Source organism: Pseudomonas sp. E6002 (genome assembly GCF_013385565.1).
Classification (GTDB): domain Bacteria; phylum Pseudomonadota; class Gammaproteobacteria; order Pseudomonadales; family Pseudomonadaceae; genus Aquipseudomonas.
In genome coordinates this window covers 70136-87276 of sequence record NZ_JACAPT010000011.1, presented here as the reverse complement: position 1 = coordinate 87276, position 17141 = coordinate 70136, and the positions used below count along the sequence as shown (strand labels likewise).

At 61.1% G+C, this 17141-nt stretch carries 18 protein-coding genes, 1 pseudogene and 1 riboswitch; of the genes and pseudogenes, 9 read left to right on the top strand and 10 right to left on the bottom strand.

The genetic code is table 11. The annotated features are described in order from the left end of the window. Nucleotides 1-102: 102 nt before the first annotated feature. The 3 genes from HX815_RS12175 (at nt 103) to HX815_RS12165 (ending at nt 1919) form a co-directional block, all read left to right on the top strand. A complete protein-coding gene (locus HX815_RS12175; RefSeq protein ID WP_102604793.1) occupies nt 103-1035 on the top strand; it encodes a LysR family transcriptional regulator in 933 nt (310 codons plus the stop codon). A gap of 138 nt (nt 1036-1173) precedes the next feature. Continuing rightward, nucleotides 1174-1545, top strand: coding sequence for a type II toxin-antitoxin system Phd/YefM family antitoxin (locus tag HX815_RS31625; RefSeq protein ID WP_003208094.1), 372 nt, complete (start codon nt 1174-1176; stop codon nt 1543-1545). Next, complete coding sequence (locus HX815_RS12165) at nt 1542-1919, top strand: type II toxin-antitoxin system VapC family toxin (protein WP_003208092.1); 378 nt, start codon at nt 1542-1544, stop codon at nt 1917-1919. Before HX815_RS31625 ends, HX815_RS12165 begins: the two co-directional genes overlap by 4 nt. 10 nt (nt 1920-1929) lie before the next feature. On the opposite strand, the gene HX815_RS12160 is transcribed toward HX815_RS12165, so the two are convergent. Continuing rightward, the gene (locus HX815_RS12160) at nt 1930-3249 is read right to left on the bottom strand and encodes an Nramp family divalent metal transporter (protein ID WP_177028318.1); all 1320 of its coding nucleotides are present in this window, start codon (nt 3247-3249) and stop codon (nt 1930-1932) included. A 41-nt stretch (nt 3250-3290) separates the two neighbouring features. Then, nucleotides 3291-4844: a DUF726 domain-containing protein gene (locus tag HX815_RS12155; protein WP_177028317.1), complete on the bottom strand. Its 1554-nt coding sequence runs from the start codon at nt 4842-4844 to the stop codon at nt 3291-3293. 181 nt (nt 4845-5025) lie between these two features. On the opposite strand from HX815_RS12155, the gene HX815_RS12150 reads away from it, so the two are divergent. Continuing rightward, on the top strand, nt 5026-5427 hold the full coding sequence (locus tag HX815_RS12150; protein ID WP_003208087.1) for a RidA family protein: 402 nt from the start codon (nt 5026-5028) through the stop codon (nt 5425-5427). On the opposite strand, the gene HX815_RS12145 is transcribed toward HX815_RS12150, so the two are convergent. From HX815_RS12145 to HX815_RS12135, 3 genes and pseudogenes are all read right to left on the bottom strand, one after another. Then, a complete protein-coding gene (locus HX815_RS12145) occupies nt 5417-6313 on the bottom strand; it encodes a LysR family transcriptional regulator (protein WP_256579771.1) in 897 nt (298 codons plus the stop codon). The genes HX815_RS12150 and HX815_RS12145 overlap by 11 nt on opposite strands. Before the next feature lie 118 nt (nt 6314-6431). Then, a complete protein-coding gene (locus tag HX815_RS12140; protein ID WP_003208085.1) occupies nt 6432-6737 on the bottom strand; it encodes an XRE family transcriptional regulator in 306 nt (101 codons plus the stop codon). Next, a pseudogene (locus tag HX815_RS12135) lies at nt 6730-7094 on the bottom strand (type II toxin-antitoxin system RelE/ParE family toxin). Before HX815_RS12135 ends, HX815_RS12140 begins: the two are co-directional and overlap by 8 nt. Before the next feature lie 359 nt (nt 7095-7453). Between HX815_RS12135 and HX815_RS12130 the strand changes: the two are divergent. Both HX815_RS12130 and HX815_RS12125 read left to right on the top strand, forming a co-directional pair. Next, the gene (locus tag HX815_RS12130) at nt 7454-9262 is read left to right on the top strand and encodes a monovalent cation:proton antiporter-2 (CPA2) family protein (RefSeq protein WP_008437055.1); all 1809 of its coding nucleotides are present in this window, start codon (nt 7454-7456) and stop codon (nt 9260-9262) included. Between the two features lie 72 nt (nt 9263-9334). Then, the gene (locus tag HX815_RS12125) at nt 9335-9913 is read left to right on the top strand and encodes a hypothetical protein (RefSeq protein ID WP_177028316.1); all 579 of its coding nucleotides are present in this window, start codon (nt 9335-9337) and stop codon (nt 9911-9913) included. Nucleotides 9914-10059: 146 nt separating this feature from the next. Here HX815_RS12125 and HX815_RS12120 read toward each other — a convergent pair whose 3' ends face one another. Genes HX815_RS12120 through HX815_RS12110 form a run of 3 tightly spaced genes read right to left on the bottom strand, consistent with a single transcriptional unit; the run spans nt 10060 to nt 12169 of the window. After that, nucleotides 10060-10779, bottom strand: a complete 720-nt coding sequence (locus HX815_RS12120; protein WP_003208077.1) for an alpha/beta hydrolase — start codon at nt 10777-10779, stop codon at nt 10060-10062. Nucleotides 10780-10791: 12 nt separating this feature from the next. Next, nucleotides 10792-11547 (bottom strand): precorrin-6A synthase (deacetylating), encoded by a 756-nt coding sequence (cobF, locus tag HX815_RS12115; RefSeq protein WP_003208076.1) that lies wholly within the window; start codon nt 11545-11547, stop codon nt 10792-10794. Between the two features lie 58 nt (nt 11548-11605). Continuing rightward, nucleotides 11606-12169, bottom strand: a complete 564-nt coding sequence (locus tag HX815_RS12110) for a histidine phosphatase family protein (protein ID WP_177028315.1) — start codon at nt 12167-12169, stop codon at nt 11606-11608. Nucleotides 12170-12196: 27 nt separating this feature from the next. After that, nucleotides 12197-12336: riboswitch (cobalamin riboswitch) on the top strand. Nucleotides 12337-12367: 31 nt separating this feature from the next. Between HX815_RS12110 and HX815_RS12105 the strand changes: the two genes are divergently transcribed. Beyond that, entirely contained in the window at nt 12368-12580 is a 213-nt protein-coding gene (locus HX815_RS12105; protein ID WP_003208073.1) for a CbtB domain-containing protein, read from the top strand. A gap of 15 nt (nt 12581-12595) precedes the next feature. Continuing rightward, a complete protein-coding gene (locus HX815_RS12100; RefSeq protein ID WP_177028314.1) occupies nt 12596-13324 on the top strand; it encodes a CbtA family protein in 729 nt (242 codons plus the stop codon). Between the two features lie 40 nt (nt 13325-13364). Here HX815_RS12100 and HX815_RS12095 read toward each other — a convergent pair whose 3' ends face one another. Then, nucleotides 13365-13919 (bottom strand): DUF4865 family protein, encoded by a 555-nt coding sequence (locus HX815_RS12095; RefSeq protein WP_177028340.1) that lies wholly within the window; start codon nt 13917-13919, stop codon nt 13365-13367. A gap of 92 nt (nt 13920-14011) precedes the next feature. Here HX815_RS12095 and HX815_RS12090 point away from each other — a divergent pair, with 92 nt between their 5' ends. After that, nucleotides 14012-14878, top strand: a complete 867-nt coding sequence (locus tag HX815_RS12090; RefSeq protein WP_087694167.1) for a LysR family transcriptional regulator — start codon at nt 14012-14014, stop codon at nt 14876-14878. Here the strand turns inward: HX815_RS12090 and HX815_RS12085 are convergent. After that, a complete protein-coding gene (locus HX815_RS12085) occupies nt 14856-16949 on the bottom strand; it encodes an EAL domain-containing protein (RefSeq protein ID WP_102604784.1) in 2094 nt (697 codons plus the stop codon). The two genes, HX815_RS12090 and HX815_RS12085, sit on opposite strands and share 23 nt — an antisense overlap. Nucleotides 16950-17141 lie beyond the last annotated feature (192 nt).

Genomic DNA, 17141 nt, shown 5'->3' with positions numbered 1-17141 from the left:
AGAGAGAGGAACAATGGCGCGTATTATCCGGTGGCACTGCTGTGCGATAAATGGGAGCATGCCGACAACACCTTTGCGCAATACGCACAACATGGAGTGATGATGCAGGGTTTGAACGAACTGAGCTTCAAGGCGCTTCGCCTGTTTGTCGCGGTACTGGACTACGGCAGCTTTTCCGAAGTCGCACGCCGCGAAGGCCTGGCGCCCTCCTCCATTTCCCGGCAGATCCAGTTGATGGAGCAGGCCCTGGGCCAACAGTTGCTGTACCGCCATACCCGTGCGGTCAGCCCTACCGAAGCCGGTCGCCTGCTGGGCCGGCATGCGCGATTGATGCTGGAGCAACTGGAAGCCGCCGGCCAGGCGTTGCAGGAACAGGAAAGCGAACCCAGCGGCCTGGTGCGCATCAATGCGCCGATGGTGTTTGGCCAACGCCACCTCTCGCCGTGGCTTGGGGAGCTGTGTCGGCGTTACCCGAAGCTGCAACTGGATATCCAGCAAACCGACACCTACGTCGACCCGTTGCAAGACGGCACAGACCTGCTGTTTCGCATCGGTGTGCTGAACGATTCCGGCATGCAGGCGCGAATCTTCGCCCCCCAGCGCTTTCGTCTCGCTGCCAGCCCCGGCTATCTGGAGCGTTTCGGTACGCCCCGGCATCCGGACGAACTGGTGAACCACCAGTGCCTGGCCTACAAGGGCGTCACCGGCCAGCAGCGCTGGTTCTTCCGCCGCGACCAGGGCGACTGGACGTCCTACAGCGTCAAGGGCCCGATCACCGGCAACCACGCCGACACCCTGACCCACGCTGCCGAACAAGGCCTGGGGCTGGTGGTGTTCCCGTCATGGTTGATCGGTGAAGGCCTGCGCGCCGGCACGCTGCAGGCGGTGCTCAGCGACTATGAAGTGGCGACGACCCTGGAGCCGCAACAGATTGCTGCGCTGTGGCCGGGTAGCCGGCGGCTGTCGTTGAAGGTGCGGACCGTGATTGATTACTTCGTCGAGTGTTTTGGGGCAGTGCCTTACTGGGACCGTTGAGCAACTGTGGGAAACTATTCGGCCCGCACTGTCGGGAAAAATCCCCCTTCAAGTAAGTCCGATCTGATTTTCCACAACACGGGTCAAAAACCGCTTGCACTCGGGCAGACTTCGAGGAATTCCTTCAGGAGAGACGTCATGGATGCCAGTCATTACCCGTTCGGAAACCTGCAATCGTCCCCGCAAAAATCACCCTCCGCCAGCAGTCGGTTGATCTTTGCCTGCTTACGAAATTTTGGCTATATTTGGCCAAAACCTCGAGAAGACCAAATGATTACCGTACCGTTGGGTGAAGCAAAAAATAATTTATCAAAACTGGTCGATGATGCCGCCGCCGGCCAAATCATCACCATAGCCAAGCATGGGCGGGCGATGGCTCGCCTTGTTCCTGTCGGGAAACCGACAGGCCGGCGAATTGGCGCGATGAAGGGCAAACTGGTGGTGCCGGATGACTTCGATGCGCCATTGCCAGACGACATGCTGGATGCGTTTGAGGGAAACCACCCATGAGAATACTGCTGGATACCCACATCCTGCTTTGGGCCCTGAGCGATGATCCAAAACTGCCAGCGAAGGCCAGAAAGCTGATCGAGAACGCGGCTGAAATTTACGTCAGTGCCGCCACATTCTGGGAGCTGGCGATAAAGGTCGGGCTCGGGAAGCTCAACGTAAACCTGGACGAAATTCGCGAGTACTGCCTGGAAAGCGGCTACGTGGAACTGCCCATCACCTCGGAGCACGCCATCGCGGTCAAGGACCTTGAACACCATCACAGGGACCCGTTTGATCGGCTCATCATTGCAACGGCTATCATTGAGCCGATGAAGTTAGTGACAGCCGACCCGATGGTGGCGAAATACACATCATTGGCCGTTTTGACTTAATTCACTTCGCTCAAAACAACCACTGCCCGATCAGCCAGGCATTCGCCCCGCTGATCACCACAAACAAGCTCCAGGCCAGCAGCCGCGTAGGCAAGCTGTTGACGAACGGCCCCATCAGGCGCTTGTCACCCGTCATGCGGATCAGCGGAAACAACGCAAACGGCAACTGCAGGCTCAACACCACCTGGCTGAGGATCAGTAGCTTGCCGATGGCATCATCCCCCATCAGCCACACCCCGAGGAACGCCGGGATCAGCGCCAGGCCACGGGTGATCAGGCGTCGCTGCCAGCAGGGAATGCGCAGGTTGAGGTAGCCTTCCATGATCACTTGCCCGGCAATGGTGCCGGTGAACGTGGAGCTCTGGCCCGAAGCCAACAGCGCAACACCGAACAGCACGCTGGCGAACGCGCCACCCACCAGCGGGTCGAGCAAGTGATAGGCGTCCTGGATTTCCACCACATCAGTGTGGCCGGTCTGGTGGAACGCGGCGGCGGCCAGTATCAGGATTGCCGCGTTGACCAGCAGTGCCAGGGACAGGGAACCGATGGTATCGATACGCGCCAGTTTCACCGCGTCCTGGCGGCTGGCCAGGTCCTTGCCGAACAGCCGGGTTTGCACGATGGAGCTGTGCAGGTAGAGATTATGGGGCATCACCGTGGCCCCCAGTATGCCAATGGCCAGGTACAACGGTGCGGCATCACTGATGGCGGACAACGACGGGGTGAAACCACGAAACACGTCGGGCCAGTAAGGCTTGATCAGCACCAGCTCGATGAAGAAACACACGCCGATGGTCGCCACGAGTGCCAGCATGATCGCTTCCAGCCGGCGGAAACCTCGATTTTGCAGGGCCAGGATCAACAAGGTATCGAAGGCAGTGATGACAATCCCGGTGGTCAGTGACACGCCCAGCAACAGGTGAAACGCCAGGGCGCAGCCGAGGACTTCGGCGAGGTCGGTGGCGATGATCGAGATTTCCGCAAGGATCCACTGCACGAACGACGAGCGCCGGCTGTAGCGCTCGCGGCTCAGTTGCGCCAGGTCCTTGCCGGTGGCGATGCCCAGGCGTGAGCACAGGCACTGCACCGCCATCCCCGCCAGGCTCGCCAGCAGCACCACGAACAACAGGTTGTAGCCGTAGCGCGAACCGGCCTCGATGGCGGTGGCCCAGTTGCCCGGGTCCATATAGCCGATGGAGATCAGCAAGCCGGGGCCGGCAAACATCAGCGCACGTTTGAAAAACGAGGCACGGGGATCAACGACGATGGAGCCGGCGACTTCCGGCGGGCAGAACGGGGCGGTAGCGATTTTGGGCAGGCTGAATTTCACGCGGGGTACCAGGCTTTCACACAAGACGTGAACGCAGCTTATCAGTCAGACGCAACGGTACGCATCACCGTCTCCCGGGGCAGATCAAATGCCTCTACCACCTGGACCACCAGATCCATCTCCTGGTTCAGTGCTTCACGCTCCAGGCGCTCGCGAATCACCCCGATCACCAGCACCGCCAGGGTGGTGATGGAATACGCGGGGCCGGAAAACGCCCGCACGCCGGTCACCAGCAGCATCGCCGCCGCGAGCGCCTGCCCCACCACCGGAATGGCCGTGGCCGCGCCCCGGCGCAGGATAAACCCGGTCAACCCGGCCAGCGCGGTCCCGCTGAGGGCAGTGGTGGCTGAGCGCCCGACATCGAAACGATCGAAAAAACCCTGTTCCTTTTGTGCCGCGGCCTTCAACTCTGCCTCGAACACTTGGCGATCAGCCTGGCTGAGCTTGTCCTTGTATTGCTCGATCAGCCGCTCGGCAACCTGCAGTTCCAGATCAGCAAGGGCCACTTTCTCGATCGGTTGATCAAACTTGATACCCACCCGCTGCGCCACGTCCTGGGCGATTTCGCGATAGCTCACGCCATGACCACGGGCCAGGTTCATAAAGGTGTCGCCGCCCATGCGCTGCAACTCGATGGCCAGCTTCAAGGGCTCGCGCACGGTGGCGTCGATAGAGGCACTGCGCTTTTGCGCCATCAGCTCGGCGAAAAACTGCAACTCCTCCGGCCGCGCCTGCACCAGCAGCGGGAACAGCTCGACATCCTCTTCCGCAAAGCGCACTTCGCTGCTGCGTTGATCGGCGCGGATCATGCCCCGGCGTTCCTGCAGCAGGTCGGTGTACTGCACCACCGTCTTCAGTTGCGGCCAATACGCGGCGTGGTCGAACGTGGCCAGGTGCACGTTGGCGACCTTGGCCTTGAGCGCCGGTGTCAGCGGGATCGCATAACGACCGATGCAGCGCTCGGTGTCAGGCTTGAGCGCCAGCGCCCAATCCTTGCTCGAGTGGCAGTTGATCACCCGACCGCTGAGCGGCGCCGAGACCAGGTCCCAGGGGCTGGAGGTACAAATCGCACCGCCCATCAGCAGCAGGTTGTTCAGCGGCAACTCACGGGCCACCTCAGGGCTGGCCAGCAGGCTCTTGACCAGGATGCGCGCGCCCAGGGAGTGGCCGATCAGGTTGATCTGCCGCACCTTGATCGACTCGCCATGGAGGTAGTTGGCCAATTCGGGCAGCAGGCTTTTGGCGACCTCATCCACCCGCGCCTCGACGCTTTTGTAGTGGTCGAGGAAATAGGCAATCGCCTTGCCCACCCCGATGGTTGCGGCACCCAGGCTGCCGCCACCCAACATCGAGGTAATCACATCCTTGAACGGCGCAAACAGGTTTTCCAGGAAATGCCCTGCCGGCCAGAACAGCATCAGGTTGGTGGAGCCTTCGATGGTTGCCAGTTGCCGGGAGAAACTACCCAGTTGTTGCTGGTTGAAGAACGCCGAATAACCATGCACGTAGAGATTGAGCACATCCCCCTGGGGCTCGCCACACAACACAAACGTGGGCTTGCGGGTGCGGTGCATTTCATCCCACTGGTGTTGCATGTGACGGTGACTCCTGGCGACGACGGAGGGCGATAGTAACAAAGGGCGGGCTACGGGAATGTGAAAAACTGATACTCGGACTATCCATATCCCTGCACAGTGATGACAAAAAACGCGGATTTTGTTCGCAGATTCAGTCCATTAACCTTTGTCGGGTCAACCACTGAAACCGAGGAACACCATGAGCAAGCCCGAGTTTTTCATCACACCCGGTTACGGCGACATTGCACGCGAGACCCTGCATTACACCCAGGCGGTCAAAATCGGCAACCGCGTCGAAACCTCGGGCCAGGGCGGCTGGGATGACGAGTTCCAGATTCCCGAATCCCTCACCGACGAGATCGCCCTGGCCTTTCAAAACCTCGAACGCACCCTGGCGGCAGCCGGCGCCGGCTGGGAGCATGTGGTACACGTCAATTCCTACCACGTGGGAGGTTTCCCGCCAGAGGTGAACGAGCAGATGGTCAAGTGGTACCGCCATTACATGCCCAATCACGCCCCCATCTGGACTGAGCTGGGAGTAGAAGCCCTGGGGCTGCCGGCAATGCGCATTGAAATCCGCGTGACAGCGATTATTGCCTGACGCCGAACCGCTCGATCACCCAGTCGATAAATACCTTCAGCCGGGCGTTCTGATGGCGATTGGGTGGATAGATGATGTGCAACGGCGTGGCGGGCCGGGTCCAGTCTTCGAGTACCGGGACTAACTGGCCTGCCTCTACGTAGTAGTCAACGATGGTCTTGAAATGCTGCCCGACGCCCAGGCCGGCGAGCAGCATTTCCTTGAGGCCGTTGCCTTCGTTGGTGGAAAACGCGCAGTTGCCTACCTCATACCGAGTCGCGCCCTTCTCGAAAATCAACGGCTCCGGCTTACCCGACCCGGCAAAGAAATACCCCGCCTTGAGGTGGTTCTTCTCGAGGTCCTCGGGAGACACGGGCGTACCCATGCGCTCCAGGTAGCCGGGGGCCGCGCAAGTGACGTACTCGAGGTCGACAACCTTGCGGGCGATCATTGCCATGTCATCGAGCTTGCCAGCGCGCAGCACGCAATCCACACCCTCCCCCACGATATTCACGGCGCGGTCGCTGATGCCCAGGGCGATGGTGATCTCAGGGTACTCACGATGAAAATCCACCAGCGCCGGGATCAGCAGGCAATTGGCAAAGGACGCCGGCGCATCCACTTTCAGGTGGCCGCCGGGCTTGAGCTTCTGCCCGCGCAGGGCATTGTCCAGTTCATCGAGTTCCGCCACCAGGCACAGCGCGTGGCTGTAGTACTCCAACCCCTCCGGCGTCGCCGCCAGCGCACGGGTGGTGCGATGCATCAACTTGACGCCAAGGTGCTTCTCCAGGTCCGTGATGAGTTTACTGACGGTGGAACGCGGCAGTGCCAACTGGTCGGACGCGCGGCTGAAGGAGCCGGTTTCGACGACACGGACGAAGGCACGCATGGCGAGGAGTTGGTTCACGTTGATGTCCGATGAGGGCAAGAATGGCGAGTATTGTCCATTAAGCTGCACAATGACGACAGGCATTCAGCGAACAAAAAAGCCCGGCGCATGGCCGGGCTTTGACGGAGCGGATGACTCAGTGGGCAAAGTTCTCGATCTTTACCTGGCCATCAGGAAACGTAGCGACAATCTCCAGTTCTCCTCCCATGGCGCGGATATAGTTACGCAGCGTGCTGATATACATGTCGGTACGCCGCTCCATTTTGGACACTGCCGCCTGATTGATATTCAGCGCCTTGGCCAGCGTATCCTGGCTCATCTGTTGCGCCTTGCGCAGTTCATGCAGGGGCATTTCTTTCAGGTGTTGCTGGAAGATGCGCTCTGCATCGGCCCGGGCTTGCGGTGTCATGCGAGCCTGCAGCTCACTGAATTTTTTAGCCATGGTGACGGCCCTCTTTAAGCAGTGTTTCCAAATGTTCGTCATACAACTTCTCAGCCAGCGGGACGTATTCGTCATACCACCGGCCTCGACCGGTTTTATCCCCGCCAATCAGCAACAAGGCACACCGGCGCGGATCAAATGCATACAGGACGCGGTAAGGCCGCCCGGCATGTTGCACCCGCAACTCTCGCAGGCAGCCATGCCTGGAGCCCTTGATGTCACTGCTGTGGGGGAAGCCAAGGCCTGGCCCCAGAAGGCCCAGTAAATCCACACTGGCCGATACTGAGGATTGCTCCTTTGCATCCAGACCGCCCCACCAGATTCCAAACTCGTCCGTGTATCAACGTCCCAACTCATGCAAATATGCCATCCATGGAATATAAACTCAAGGGCATAACTGTAGGAGTTCCTGGCGTGTACAGGCTTCCGTCTGTCCCGGAAAAGTGTTTGTAGATTATTCCCGCACAATGCTCAGACCATAAAAAACCACCCTTTCGCGCGGCTGAAGACACGACCATAGCGCCGGCACCACGGATGATCCCGACCGCCACGTGCATAAAACTCATTGAAATAAATGGTATTAATAGTTTGGAGAGTGCCGCGAAAGAACCGGACGACATCCAATGAACCCGGAGGCGAAGGCCTTGGGACCTGCAAAGCAAGCTCGCTCCTACAGTAAAACCTGTTGATTCAGCAAAACGATCCCGGAGTCCCCAATGCCCCATGAAGGCAACCTGTTACAAGCGGCCGTTGTATTCCTGCTCGCTGCCGTCCTGACCGTGCCCCTGGCCAAGCGCCTGCAACTGGGTGCCGTGCTGGGTTACTTGCTGGCCGGAGTGATCATCGGCCCATCGGTGCTGGGCCTGGTGGGCAACCCGCAAAGCGTCAGCCAGTTTTCCGAACTTGGGGTGGTATTGCTGCTGTTCATCATTGGCCTGGAGTTGTCACCGAAGCGTCTGTGGGTGATGCGCAAGGCAGTGTTCGGTGTAGGCCTGGCGCAGGTGTTGCTGACGGGCACCGTAATCGGCGTGGTCGCGCTGTTCGTGTTTGGCCAATCATGGAACAGCGCGATTGTGCTGGGCCTTGGCCTGGCGCTCTCCTCCACCGCGTTTGGCCTGCAAAGCCTCGCCGAGCGCAAGGAACTCAACCAGCCCCACGGGCGACTGGCCTTTGCGATTCTGTTGTTCCAGGACATCGCCGCCATCCCGTTGATCGCCATGGTGCCGCTGCTCGCGGGCAGCGATCATCCCGCCACCACCTCCCAGGGCCTGCGACACGGCCTGGAAGTACTGGGCAGCATCGCCGTGGTGATCATCGGCGGGCGCTATCTGTTGCGGCCGGTGTTTCGCATCGTCGCCAAGACCGGCCTGCGGGAGGTCTCCACCGCCACCGCGTTGCTGGTGGTGATCGGCACCGCATGGCTGATGGAGCTGGTGGGCGTGTCCATGGCCCTCGGCGCCTTCCTCGCCGGGTTGCTGCTGGCAGACTCCGAATACCGGCATGAGCTGGAATCGCAGATCGAACCGTTCAAGGGCCTGCTGCTGGGTCTGTTTTTTATCAGCGTGGGCATGGGCGCCAATATCAGCCTGCTGTTCAGCGCGCCGGTGATCGTGCTGGGGCTGACCCTGCTGCTGATCGCCATCAAGTTGCCGCTGCTGTTTTGCGTGGGTCGCCTGGCAGGCGGCCTGAACCCTGAAAGCGCGCTGCGCCTGGGCGTGGTGCTGGCAGCCGGTGGTGAGTTCGCATTCGTGGTGTTCAAGATCGGCCGCGACCAGGGCCTGTTCGAGCCGCACCTCTACGACATCCTGGTGCTGACCATCACCCTGTCCATGGCCGTGACGCCATTGCTGCTGTTGCTCTGCCCGAAGCTCTTCAAGCCCAAGGCCAAGCCGGTGGAAGTGCCCGAGGAATACCGTGCCATCGAAAGCGATGCGCCACGGGTGGTGATCGCCGGGATGGGCCGCATGGGGCAGATCGTGGCGCGGATCCTGCGGGCACAGAACATCTCGTTCATTGCCCTCGACACCTCGGTGGAAACCATCGAACTGACCCGCAGTTTCGGCGGCATGCCGGTGTTCTACGGCGACCCGCAGCGCCCGGAAATCCTTCACGCAGCGAAAGTCGACCAGGCCGAGTTTTTCGTGATCGCCATGGACGACCCCGAGATCAACATCAAGACCGCCGAGCTGGTGCGCAGCCTCTACCCGCACATGAAGATCATCGCCCGCGCCCGTAACCGCCAGCATGTGCACCGCCTGGTGGACCTCGACGCGTCACCGGTGCGCGAGACGTTTTACTCCAGCCTGGAAATGAGCCGCCGCACCCTGGTGGGCCTTGGCTTGACCCAGGCCCAGGCCGACGCGCGCATCAGCCGCTTCAAAAACCATGACCTGCAATTGCTGGCGGCCCAACACGCCGTGTATGACGACGCGGCCAAGGTGATGCAGTCTGCCCAGGAAGCCCGGACGGAACTGGCACGGCTGTTTGAGATGGACCGGATCGAGGAAGAGTCCGACAAGGTGTAGGGATGGAGATGAACGATCTTGCGAGTTTTCTGACAGAATACGGCGCAATTTCGTTCATCCCTGGAGAGCTTCATGGCCACCCTCAGCAAGACCGCAGCCCTCTTGACCCTAGCGCTGGCCGCCGGCTTCGGCGCCAGCCAAGTCCTCGCCGCCAGCAAGCCAGCGGCGCAGAAGACCGCCACCCAGACCATCTCCACCCTGGATGGCAAGTTCAGCTTCAACCTGCCCAAGTCCTACCTGGCCGACCCACTGCCGGCCGGTGATGCCGAGCACGGCACCGCAGGCGCCAGCGGCACGATGTACAGTGACCAGGCCACCAAAAGCGTGATCTTCGTCGTCGAAAAACCGAGTGTCGCCGGCCTGATCAAGGACAACGACCCGCAGTTCCTCGACGGTGCCGTGGCGGATTTCGTCAAGGAACAAAGCGCCGCCCTGCCGGACTTCAAGAAAGGCGCCGAGAAGAAACTCACCGTGAAAGGCCTGGCCCTGCGCCAGGTCGACAGCACCGCGACCATGGGCGGCGGCAAGACACTGAGCTCCACCTTCCTGACGGGTTCCGGCAGCCACCAATTGGTGGTGCAGGCCATTTCCCGGGCGGATGATGAAGCCGGTCATGCACTGTTGGTGAAGCAGATTATCGGCGGTAAATAACCGGTTTTAATCTGGCAATGAAAATCCAATGTGGGAGCGGGCTTGCTCGCGAAAGCGGTGTTTCAGTCAACACAGGTATTAACTGACCCACCGCTTTCGCGAGCAAGCCCGCTCCCACATTTTTTATCGCGTTCACATCGCAGGATTCAACGCAGGCTCTTTTCCAGCCACTGCTTCAAGTCCAGCAACTCCGCCTCACCGACGGTATGAATCATCCCCGGGTAGCCGTGGAATTCCGGGGTGAGGCCAATCCCCTGCAATACCTCGTTGGCCCGCGTTGCCGAGTAGTACGGCAGCGCCTGGTCCAGCGTTCCGTGACCGATGAAAATCGCCAGCTTGCCCAGTGGCGCATCCGGCTTGAGTTCGGCCTTGAGTACCGGCAGCAGGCTGCCGCTCAACGCCGCAATCCCGCGCAGGGTTTCGGGATGTCTTAACCCGACTTCATACGACATGATCGCACCCTGGCTGAACCCTACCAGAAACACCCGCTCAGGTTGGGTGTGGTACTTGGTGGTGGCCTGGGCGACGAAGGCTTCGATCAGCTTGGCGCTGCTCTGCAGGTCGGCGGTCTCGCCATCAAAATCGCCATCGCCCGGCTTCTTGCGAAACCAGCGATAACCACCGCCCTCCACCGGCATCGGTGCCCGTGCAGACAGGTAGGTCCAGGTCGACGGCAAGCGGTCCTTGAGCCCGAACAGGTCGGCCTCGTCACTGCCATAACCGTGCAGGAAGATCACCAGCGGCTCGTTGCGGGCATCACTTTGAGTCTGTTCCAGGTAAGGCAGCGGCAGGTCGGTGTGCAATACGTCTTCGGCCTGTGCGGCGCCGGTAAACAGCGCTACCGTCAGGGCAATCAGTTTGAGCATGAGCATCAACCTCTAGGGTTTGCGCAACAAATAGGTATCCATGATCCAGCCATTGGCCTGGCGCGCCGCCTTGCGCACACGTTCAATCTCTTCGGCAACCTCGGCCACTTTGCCGCTGATCAGGATTTCATCCGGTGTGCCCAGGTAGGCGCCCCAGTAGATATCCAGGTCCTGATCGGCCACGGTGCGGTAGGAATCTTCGGCATCGAGCATGACAACCAGGGTGTCGGCATCACTCGCCTGCCCCGCCGCCAACCGGCGCCCGGTGGTGATTTCGATGGAGCGACCGATGCGGTTCAGCGGCACTTTGTGCTGCGCCGCCAACGCCTGGACGCTGGTGATCCCGGGGATCACTTCAAATTCGAATTCGCAGCTGCCGCTGGCGAGGATCGCCTGCAGGATACGAATGGTGCTGTCGTACAGTGCAGGGTCGCCCCAGGCCAGGAATGCGCCCACTTCACCGTCGGCCATTTCTTCATTGATCATCCGTTCGAAGGTCTGCTGCTTGTCGCGGTTCAGGTCCTTCACGGCGGTGGTGTAGTCGATATCACCGCGCACCCGCTCGGGGCAATCGGCCTCGACAAAGCGGTAGGCGTGATCGGTGATGTAGGTCTCGCAGATTTCCCGGCGCAGGTCGATCAGCTTGTCCTTGCTCTGGCCCTTGTCCATCAGGAAAAACACGTCGGTGCGGTTGAGCGCCTTGACCGCCTGCATCGTGATGTAGTCGGGGTTGCCGGCGCCAATGCCGATGATCAGGATGCGTTTCATGGGAAAGTCTTCATGGGTGGTCTCGGTGCGGGGAACGGATTTTGCCATGTTCGGGACGTCAGGCGTGAGTTTCCAGGCGCAGGCGCCAACGGCCGTTGAAGCGCAACTCGGTGGATGACAGCGGCTCCACGTCGATCAGGTTGAACATCGCGGGCGGGCATTGCATGACATGCAGCAGCGCTGCGCGGATCACAAATGGATGCGTCACCGCCACCACATGCCCCGGGGATTGCTCGAGGGACTGCAACCACTGCCCTACCCGCTCACACAGTTGCACTACCGACTCGCCGCCGTGGGGCGCCGAGGTGCTGTCGGTCAACCAGGCCTGAAGCGCTTCGGGTTCGGCCTGCTGAACCTCCTCGATCGCCAACCCTTGCCAGCGGCCGAAATCACAATCGCGCAGGGCTGTTTCAACCAAAGCATCGTCGGCAAACAGCGCCGCCGTCTGCCGGGCCCGCGCCTCCGGGCCGCACAGCACCCGGGGTGCACGCTTGAAGCGTTGCCCCTGGGAAAGCGCCGCCTGCTGCCAGTCCATCTCCACCGACTCATCCAGCGCAAAGCGTGCCTGTTTCTGGGCACGGGTGCTGGCGTGGGCAACAAGGGTCAAACGGGTGGCCTGCATGACAAATCGCTCTGGTTTTAAGGTGCAGTCAGCGTAGACTTGCGAAGTTGTTTCAACATGTTTCAACTATTCTGCAACAGGAAGCCGGTTCAATGCCGGCGCGGTCGCGCCACTGTATTCGGCCTTTTAGCCGTAAGCCAGACCCTGTTTCAGCCAACTCGCTATCCATTTCGGGACGCGTCATCCCTGGAGGTTCTCATGGCTTATACCGCTGCAACTGGCTCCGACGTTTCAATACCGTCCATTCCCCTGGGCGAAATCCTGCCCTGGGCGATCTTCGGCGGCCTGCTGCTGTTGCTCGCGATTTACTTCGTCGGCGCCGAGCAAGGCGCGACGGCCGTGTTCAAAGGCATGTACGTGCATGAGTTTGTGCATGACGGTCGCCACCTGCTGGGTTTCCCCTGCCATTGATTGGAGCGTGACGACATGACAGGGCATTTACTCGTTCGCGGGATGCTGGTGGGCCTGCTCGCCGGCATCCTGGCCTTCGGCTTCGCCAAGACCTTTGGTGAGCCGCAGATCGACAAGGCCATCGCCTTCGAAGATCAGATGGCACAGATTCACGGCGACGCGCCGGAAGAAGAACTGGTGAGCCGCGAAGTACAAAGTACCTTCGGCCTGTTCACCGGCGTGGTGGTGTACAGCGTCTCCCTGGGTGGCATTTTCGCCTTGGTGTTCGCCTACTCCCTGGGCCGCATCGGCAAGGTCGGCCCCCGTGGCTTGGCAGCGCTGCTGGCATTGGCGGCGTTTGTGACGATCATCGTGGTGCCGGGGCTGAAGTATCCGGCCAACCCACCATCGGTGGGCGACCCGGCCACCATCGCGCAACGCACCAAGCTGTTCTTCCTGATGCTGCTGGTGTCGGTGGCGGCTGCGGTGATTGCGATCAACGCGGCGCGCAAGCTGATTGCCAGCCGTGGCCTATGGGCAGGCGCGATCCTCGGTGTGGCGCTGTATATCGTGATCGTGTCGGTGGCCGGCAGCTTGTTCCCGACCATCAACGAAGTGCCGGAACAGTTCTCGGCAGTGTTGCTGTGGAAATTCCGCGTGGCCTCCCTGGGGATTCAACTGGTGCTGTGGTCCACCCTGGGCCTGGTGTTCGGCGCCGTGGCCGAGCGCAAGCTGAGCCAGCCTCAGGCGCGTCTCAATTCCTGACGGTACAGGTAGCCGCCGACGAATCGGCGGCTACCGGCATTCACACCCCGGGCCGCGCCAGGTAGAACACCTCGTAGCCATTGCCCGGATGGTTCACATCCAGCGCCTTGCCCGACAAGGTAATTCGCACCAGCTTCCACGCCTGCACATCCAGCGCCAGAAACACCGCGAAGTTATCGCTGCTGTCCGCGAGCTGCTGGTTGCGGGCCTTTTCTGCGGCGAGGATTTGCCCGCGGTCCGCCCCCGGCGCCAGCGCCCACTCCTCCCGATACAGGCTCAAGGCGTCTTGCGCCGGACCTCGCTGCACATCCAACGGTAACCAGGACTCAATGTGCGGCTGGCCAAAACTGTCGAGGACCTTCTGGAAGCGCTCGCCGAGCAAGAAATCCGCAGCCTGCAAAGGATCCGACCACAGATAAACCGACGAATACAGGTTACCCACCCCCGTCCCCTGCCCTCGCTCCTGGGCGATAAACGCCTTGAACAGCAAACCCTCGGCATGATCCCACAACGGCCCCAGGCGAGCGGCCCGCTCACGGATGACACCCATGTCGTAATCGGCTGGCAAGCGGTGTGAATACTGTTTGGCAAACATCATGGCGCTCCTGTTCAGATGAGTGTCCAGCTTGCGCAGCGCCCATGATTTCAGCAAGATATCACCGGATATAGGTGTGATAAGGAACTGAAATGACCGACGCACTCAAGCCGCTGGATATCGACACCGTGCACGCCTTTGTCCTGGTCGCCGATTTCGCCAGTTTCACCCGCGCGGCCCAGGCACTGGACACCTCGCAGGCAGCCATCAGCCTCAAGCTCAAGCGCCTGGAAGAACGCCTCGGTTATCGCCTGCTGGTGCGTACACCGCGGCATGTGCGGCTGTCGCCCCAGGGCGAGCAGTTCATCGTCGCCGCCCGCGCATTGCTCAATGCCCACGAACGGGCGTTGGGTGACATGGGCAATGGCGCCCCGCGACGGTTGGTGATCGGCATCAGCGACCACGTGGCCGGGCCGGACCTGCCACTGTGGCTCAGCCGCCTGGCTGCCTATGACCCGCTGGTGATCCTGGAGGTGCGGATCGCTTCGTCCCGCGACCTGGTGGCGGCGTTCGACCGCAACGAACTGGACGCGGTGATCGTGCGCAACGAAGGCGATCGCCAGGACGGTGAGGTATTGGTGGTGGAGCGCTTTGGCTGGTTCGCCGCGCCTACCTGGCAGCACACGCCCGGCACGCCCCTGCGCATGGCAACCATGGCCTCGCCCTGCGGCGTGCGACACCTGGCGGTGCGCGCGCTGGATGAGGCGCGGATTGACTGGACCGAAGTGTTTGTCGGCGGCGGCGTAATGGCGGTAGGTGCGGCAGTCAGCGCCGGCCTGGGTGTGGCGGCGCTGGCCCGGCGAGTGGCGCCGGCGGGCGCCGTGGACGTCAGCGAACAGTACGGATTACCGGCATTGCCCGTCAGTGAAATCGTGCTGCATAGCCGCATCAGCGACGGCCGCTCCCGCGAGACATTGCGGGCGTTGAGCGCAACCTTCAGAGGGGTTCTGGAGCGTTAGATTGCATCTGGGTATACCGCCCGCGCACGAACCGCTCCAGTTCATCGCCCGGCAGCGCCTTGCTGAAATACCAGCCCTGGATGATCAGCTCCGAGCCCGACTGCAAAAACGCCAGTTGCTCGGCGGTTTCCACGCCCTCCACCACCACCCCGAGGTTCAACGCCTCACAGAACCGCAGCATCCCGGTCAACACCTGGGCGCCCTTTGGATCATGCTGGGCGACCACGAAACTGCGATCGATCTTGATGAAATCCACGGGGAACTGGTGCAGGTAACTCAGCGCTGAAAATCCGGTGCCGAAGTCGTCGATATACACCTTGGCACCAATCGCCTGGAGCTTCTCGATCATCTGCCGCGTGCCCTGGATATCGCCCACCAGCGCATCCTCGGTGATCTCCACCGAAACCTGCCCGTGGGCCTGGGCCAGTATCTCCACCAGCCGATCACCATACGCCGGGGTAGTCAGCGTGGCGCTGGAGATATTGATCGTCATCGGCAACGTAAACCCGACCTTCTGCCACTTCTGGTACTGGCGCACAGCCTGGGATGCCACCCACACATCCACGTCGGGCATCAACCTGGCATGGGCCAGCCATTGCAGGAACTCCCAGGGTGAATGCACCGTACCTTCGGCGTCCCGGGCCCGCATCAACGCTTCGCAACCGGTGCATAGCCCGGTCCGGGTGGAAATCTGCGGCTGGAATTCGAGGTAGAACTCGTAGTCGCTGATCTGCTGGATATGACTCAACTCGCTGACCTGGCGCGCCTGGGCCTTGTGGGACGCCATCACCGGGTCCAGCTCCAGCAAGCGGCCTTTTTCTTCCAGGCCGCGAAAGGTCATGTCCAGCGACTTCAAATACACCGTGCCGCCCTCCGTGGCCTGGCGGTTGATCGCACGCACATAGGGCGCATAGATCAGCATGCCAACCCCCAGCAACACCACCTGCAGCAACACTGCCGCGAGATCGCCGTGGGTGCTCAGGTAGGCGTTGAGCAACACCGGCGCGGTAAATGGCACGCTCACCACCGCAGGCGACACCCAGCCAATCTGCACCACCATCAACGCCAGTATCACGTTGAACGCCGGGACCACCAGAAAGGGAATGAACAGCCGCGGGTTAAGAATGATCGGCAAGCCAAACAACAGCACTTCACTGACATTGAACAACGACAACGGCAGGCTCGCCATCGCCACCAATCGCATGGACCGGCTTTTGGAAAACAGCAGGATCGCCAGCAGCAGGCACAGGGCACCACCCGAACCGCCGATAAACGCGAAACTGCCCAGCAAGCCGCCATTCAGTAGATATTTGACCGGCTCGCCCGCGGCCACCGCCGCATTATTGAGCCCGACCGCCTGGTCCAGCACATCAAAAAACGGCTGCATGGCGTAGACCCCATGGATCCCGAAAAACCACAGCAGCGAATTCATCAGGGTCACAAACAGGCCGCTGCCATAGGGCGTCTCCAGTGCATCGAGCACCTGCGGCCCCTGAAGCTGTGCCACCTGCGGAATCTGCAACAGCAACGACAGCACGAGCACCAGCCCGAGCGCCGTGATTGCCCCCGGCACCACCATATTGAGGGTGCCCTTGAGGTTGTGCCCCACCAGGTCTTCGTTGATCAACCGCGTCCAGCGACGCCGATGCAGCCAGGCGATGGCGGGCACATTGATCAGCGGTGAGGCGATGGCGATGAACAACACGAAGGTCGCCGAGGCTCGGGGAAAATCCCGCAGCACAAACGTGGCGATCACTACATGGGCCAGGCACAGGAACGCTACCGGGAGTTGCGGCAGGCGGTGCTGGATCGCGAGCATGTAACCGATGGAGGCTGCCACCAGCAGCGGGATCACCGAGCTGATCTGGTTGTGCAACCCCGCCAGGAAGGCCACCACCTGAGGGTCGAAACCCAGCACTCGGGCGCATTCGGACAGGATCAGGAAACCGGCCGATACCAGCAGGCACGGCAGGATCCACAACAGCCCCTCGCGTATGGCCCGCAACGACTCGGTACTGGCGAGGGCCGCCAGCCGCTGGGTGAAGAAAAGCTTGAACAGCGTTTGCGCCATCACCTGTCCCTCGGTCCCTGATGCCAGGGTCGCAAAATAACACCTGGCTGTCGCCTTATCACGGGGTAACGCTACACGCCCTGACACCGCAAGCGAAAGGCTTTTGCCGCCCCTGGCGCATTTATTCAGAATCACCGCAGGGGCTTGCTGCTTGTCGATTGGCTCGGGTTGGCCCATCCTTTGGCGCACTGG

Coding starts and splice junctions, on each gene's coding strand:
- HX815_RS12175 (WP_102604793.1), top strand. CDS start 103: ATGCAGGGTTTGAACGAACTGAGCTTCAAGGCGCTTCGCCTGTTTGTC.
- HX815_RS31625 (WP_003208094.1), top strand. CDS start 1,174: ATGGATGCCAGTCATTACCCGTTCGGAAACCTGCAATCGTCCCCGCAA.
- HX815_RS12165 (WP_003208092.1), top strand. CDS start 1,542: ATGAGAATACTGCTGGATACCCACATCCTGCTTTGGGCCCTGAGCGAT.
- HX815_RS12155 (WP_177028317.1), bottom strand. CDS start 4,844: ATGCAACACCAGTGGGATGAAATGCACCGCACCCGCAAGCCCACGTTT.
- HX815_RS12150 (WP_003208087.1), top strand. CDS start 5,026: ATGAGCAAGCCCGAGTTTTTCATCACACCCGGTTACGGCGACATTGCA.
- HX815_RS12140 (WP_003208085.1), bottom strand. CDS start 6,737: ATGGCTAAAAAATTCAGTGAGCTGCAGGCTCGCATGACACCGCAAGCC.
- HX815_RS12130 (WP_008437055.1), top strand. CDS start 7,454: ATGCCCCATGAAGGCAACCTGTTACAAGCGGCCGTTGTATTCCTGCTC.
- HX815_RS12125 (WP_177028316.1), top strand. CDS start 9,335: ATGGCCACCCTCAGCAAGACCGCAGCCCTCTTGACCCTAGCGCTGGCC.
- HX815_RS12120 (WP_003208077.1), bottom strand. CDS start 10,779: ATGCTCAAACTGATTGCCCTGACGGTAGCGCTGTTTACCGGCGCCGCA.
- cobF (WP_003208076.1), bottom strand. CDS start 11,547: ATGAAACGCATCCTGATCATCGGCATTGGCGCCGGCAACCCCGACTAC.
- HX815_RS12110 (WP_177028315.1), bottom strand. CDS start 12,169: ATGCAGGCCACCCGTTTGACCCTTGTTGCCCACGCCAGCACCCGTGCC.
- HX815_RS12105 (WP_003208073.1), top strand. CDS start 12,368: ATGGCTTATACCGCTGCAACTGGCTCCGACGTTTCAATACCGTCCATT.
- HX815_RS12100 (WP_177028314.1), top strand. CDS start 12,596: ATGACAGGGCATTTACTCGTTCGCGGGATGCTGGTGGGCCTGCTCGCC.
- HX815_RS12095 (WP_177028340.1), bottom strand. CDS start 13,919: ATGTTTGCCAAACAGTATTCACACCGCTTGCCAGCCGATTACGACATG.
- HX815_RS12090 (WP_087694167.1), top strand. CDS start 14,012: ATGACCGACGCACTCAAGCCGCTGGATATCGACACCGTGCACGCCTTT.
- HX815_RS12085 (WP_102604784.1), bottom strand. CDS start 16,949: ATGGCGCAAACGCTGTTCAAGCTTTTCTTCACCCAGCGGCTGGCGGCC.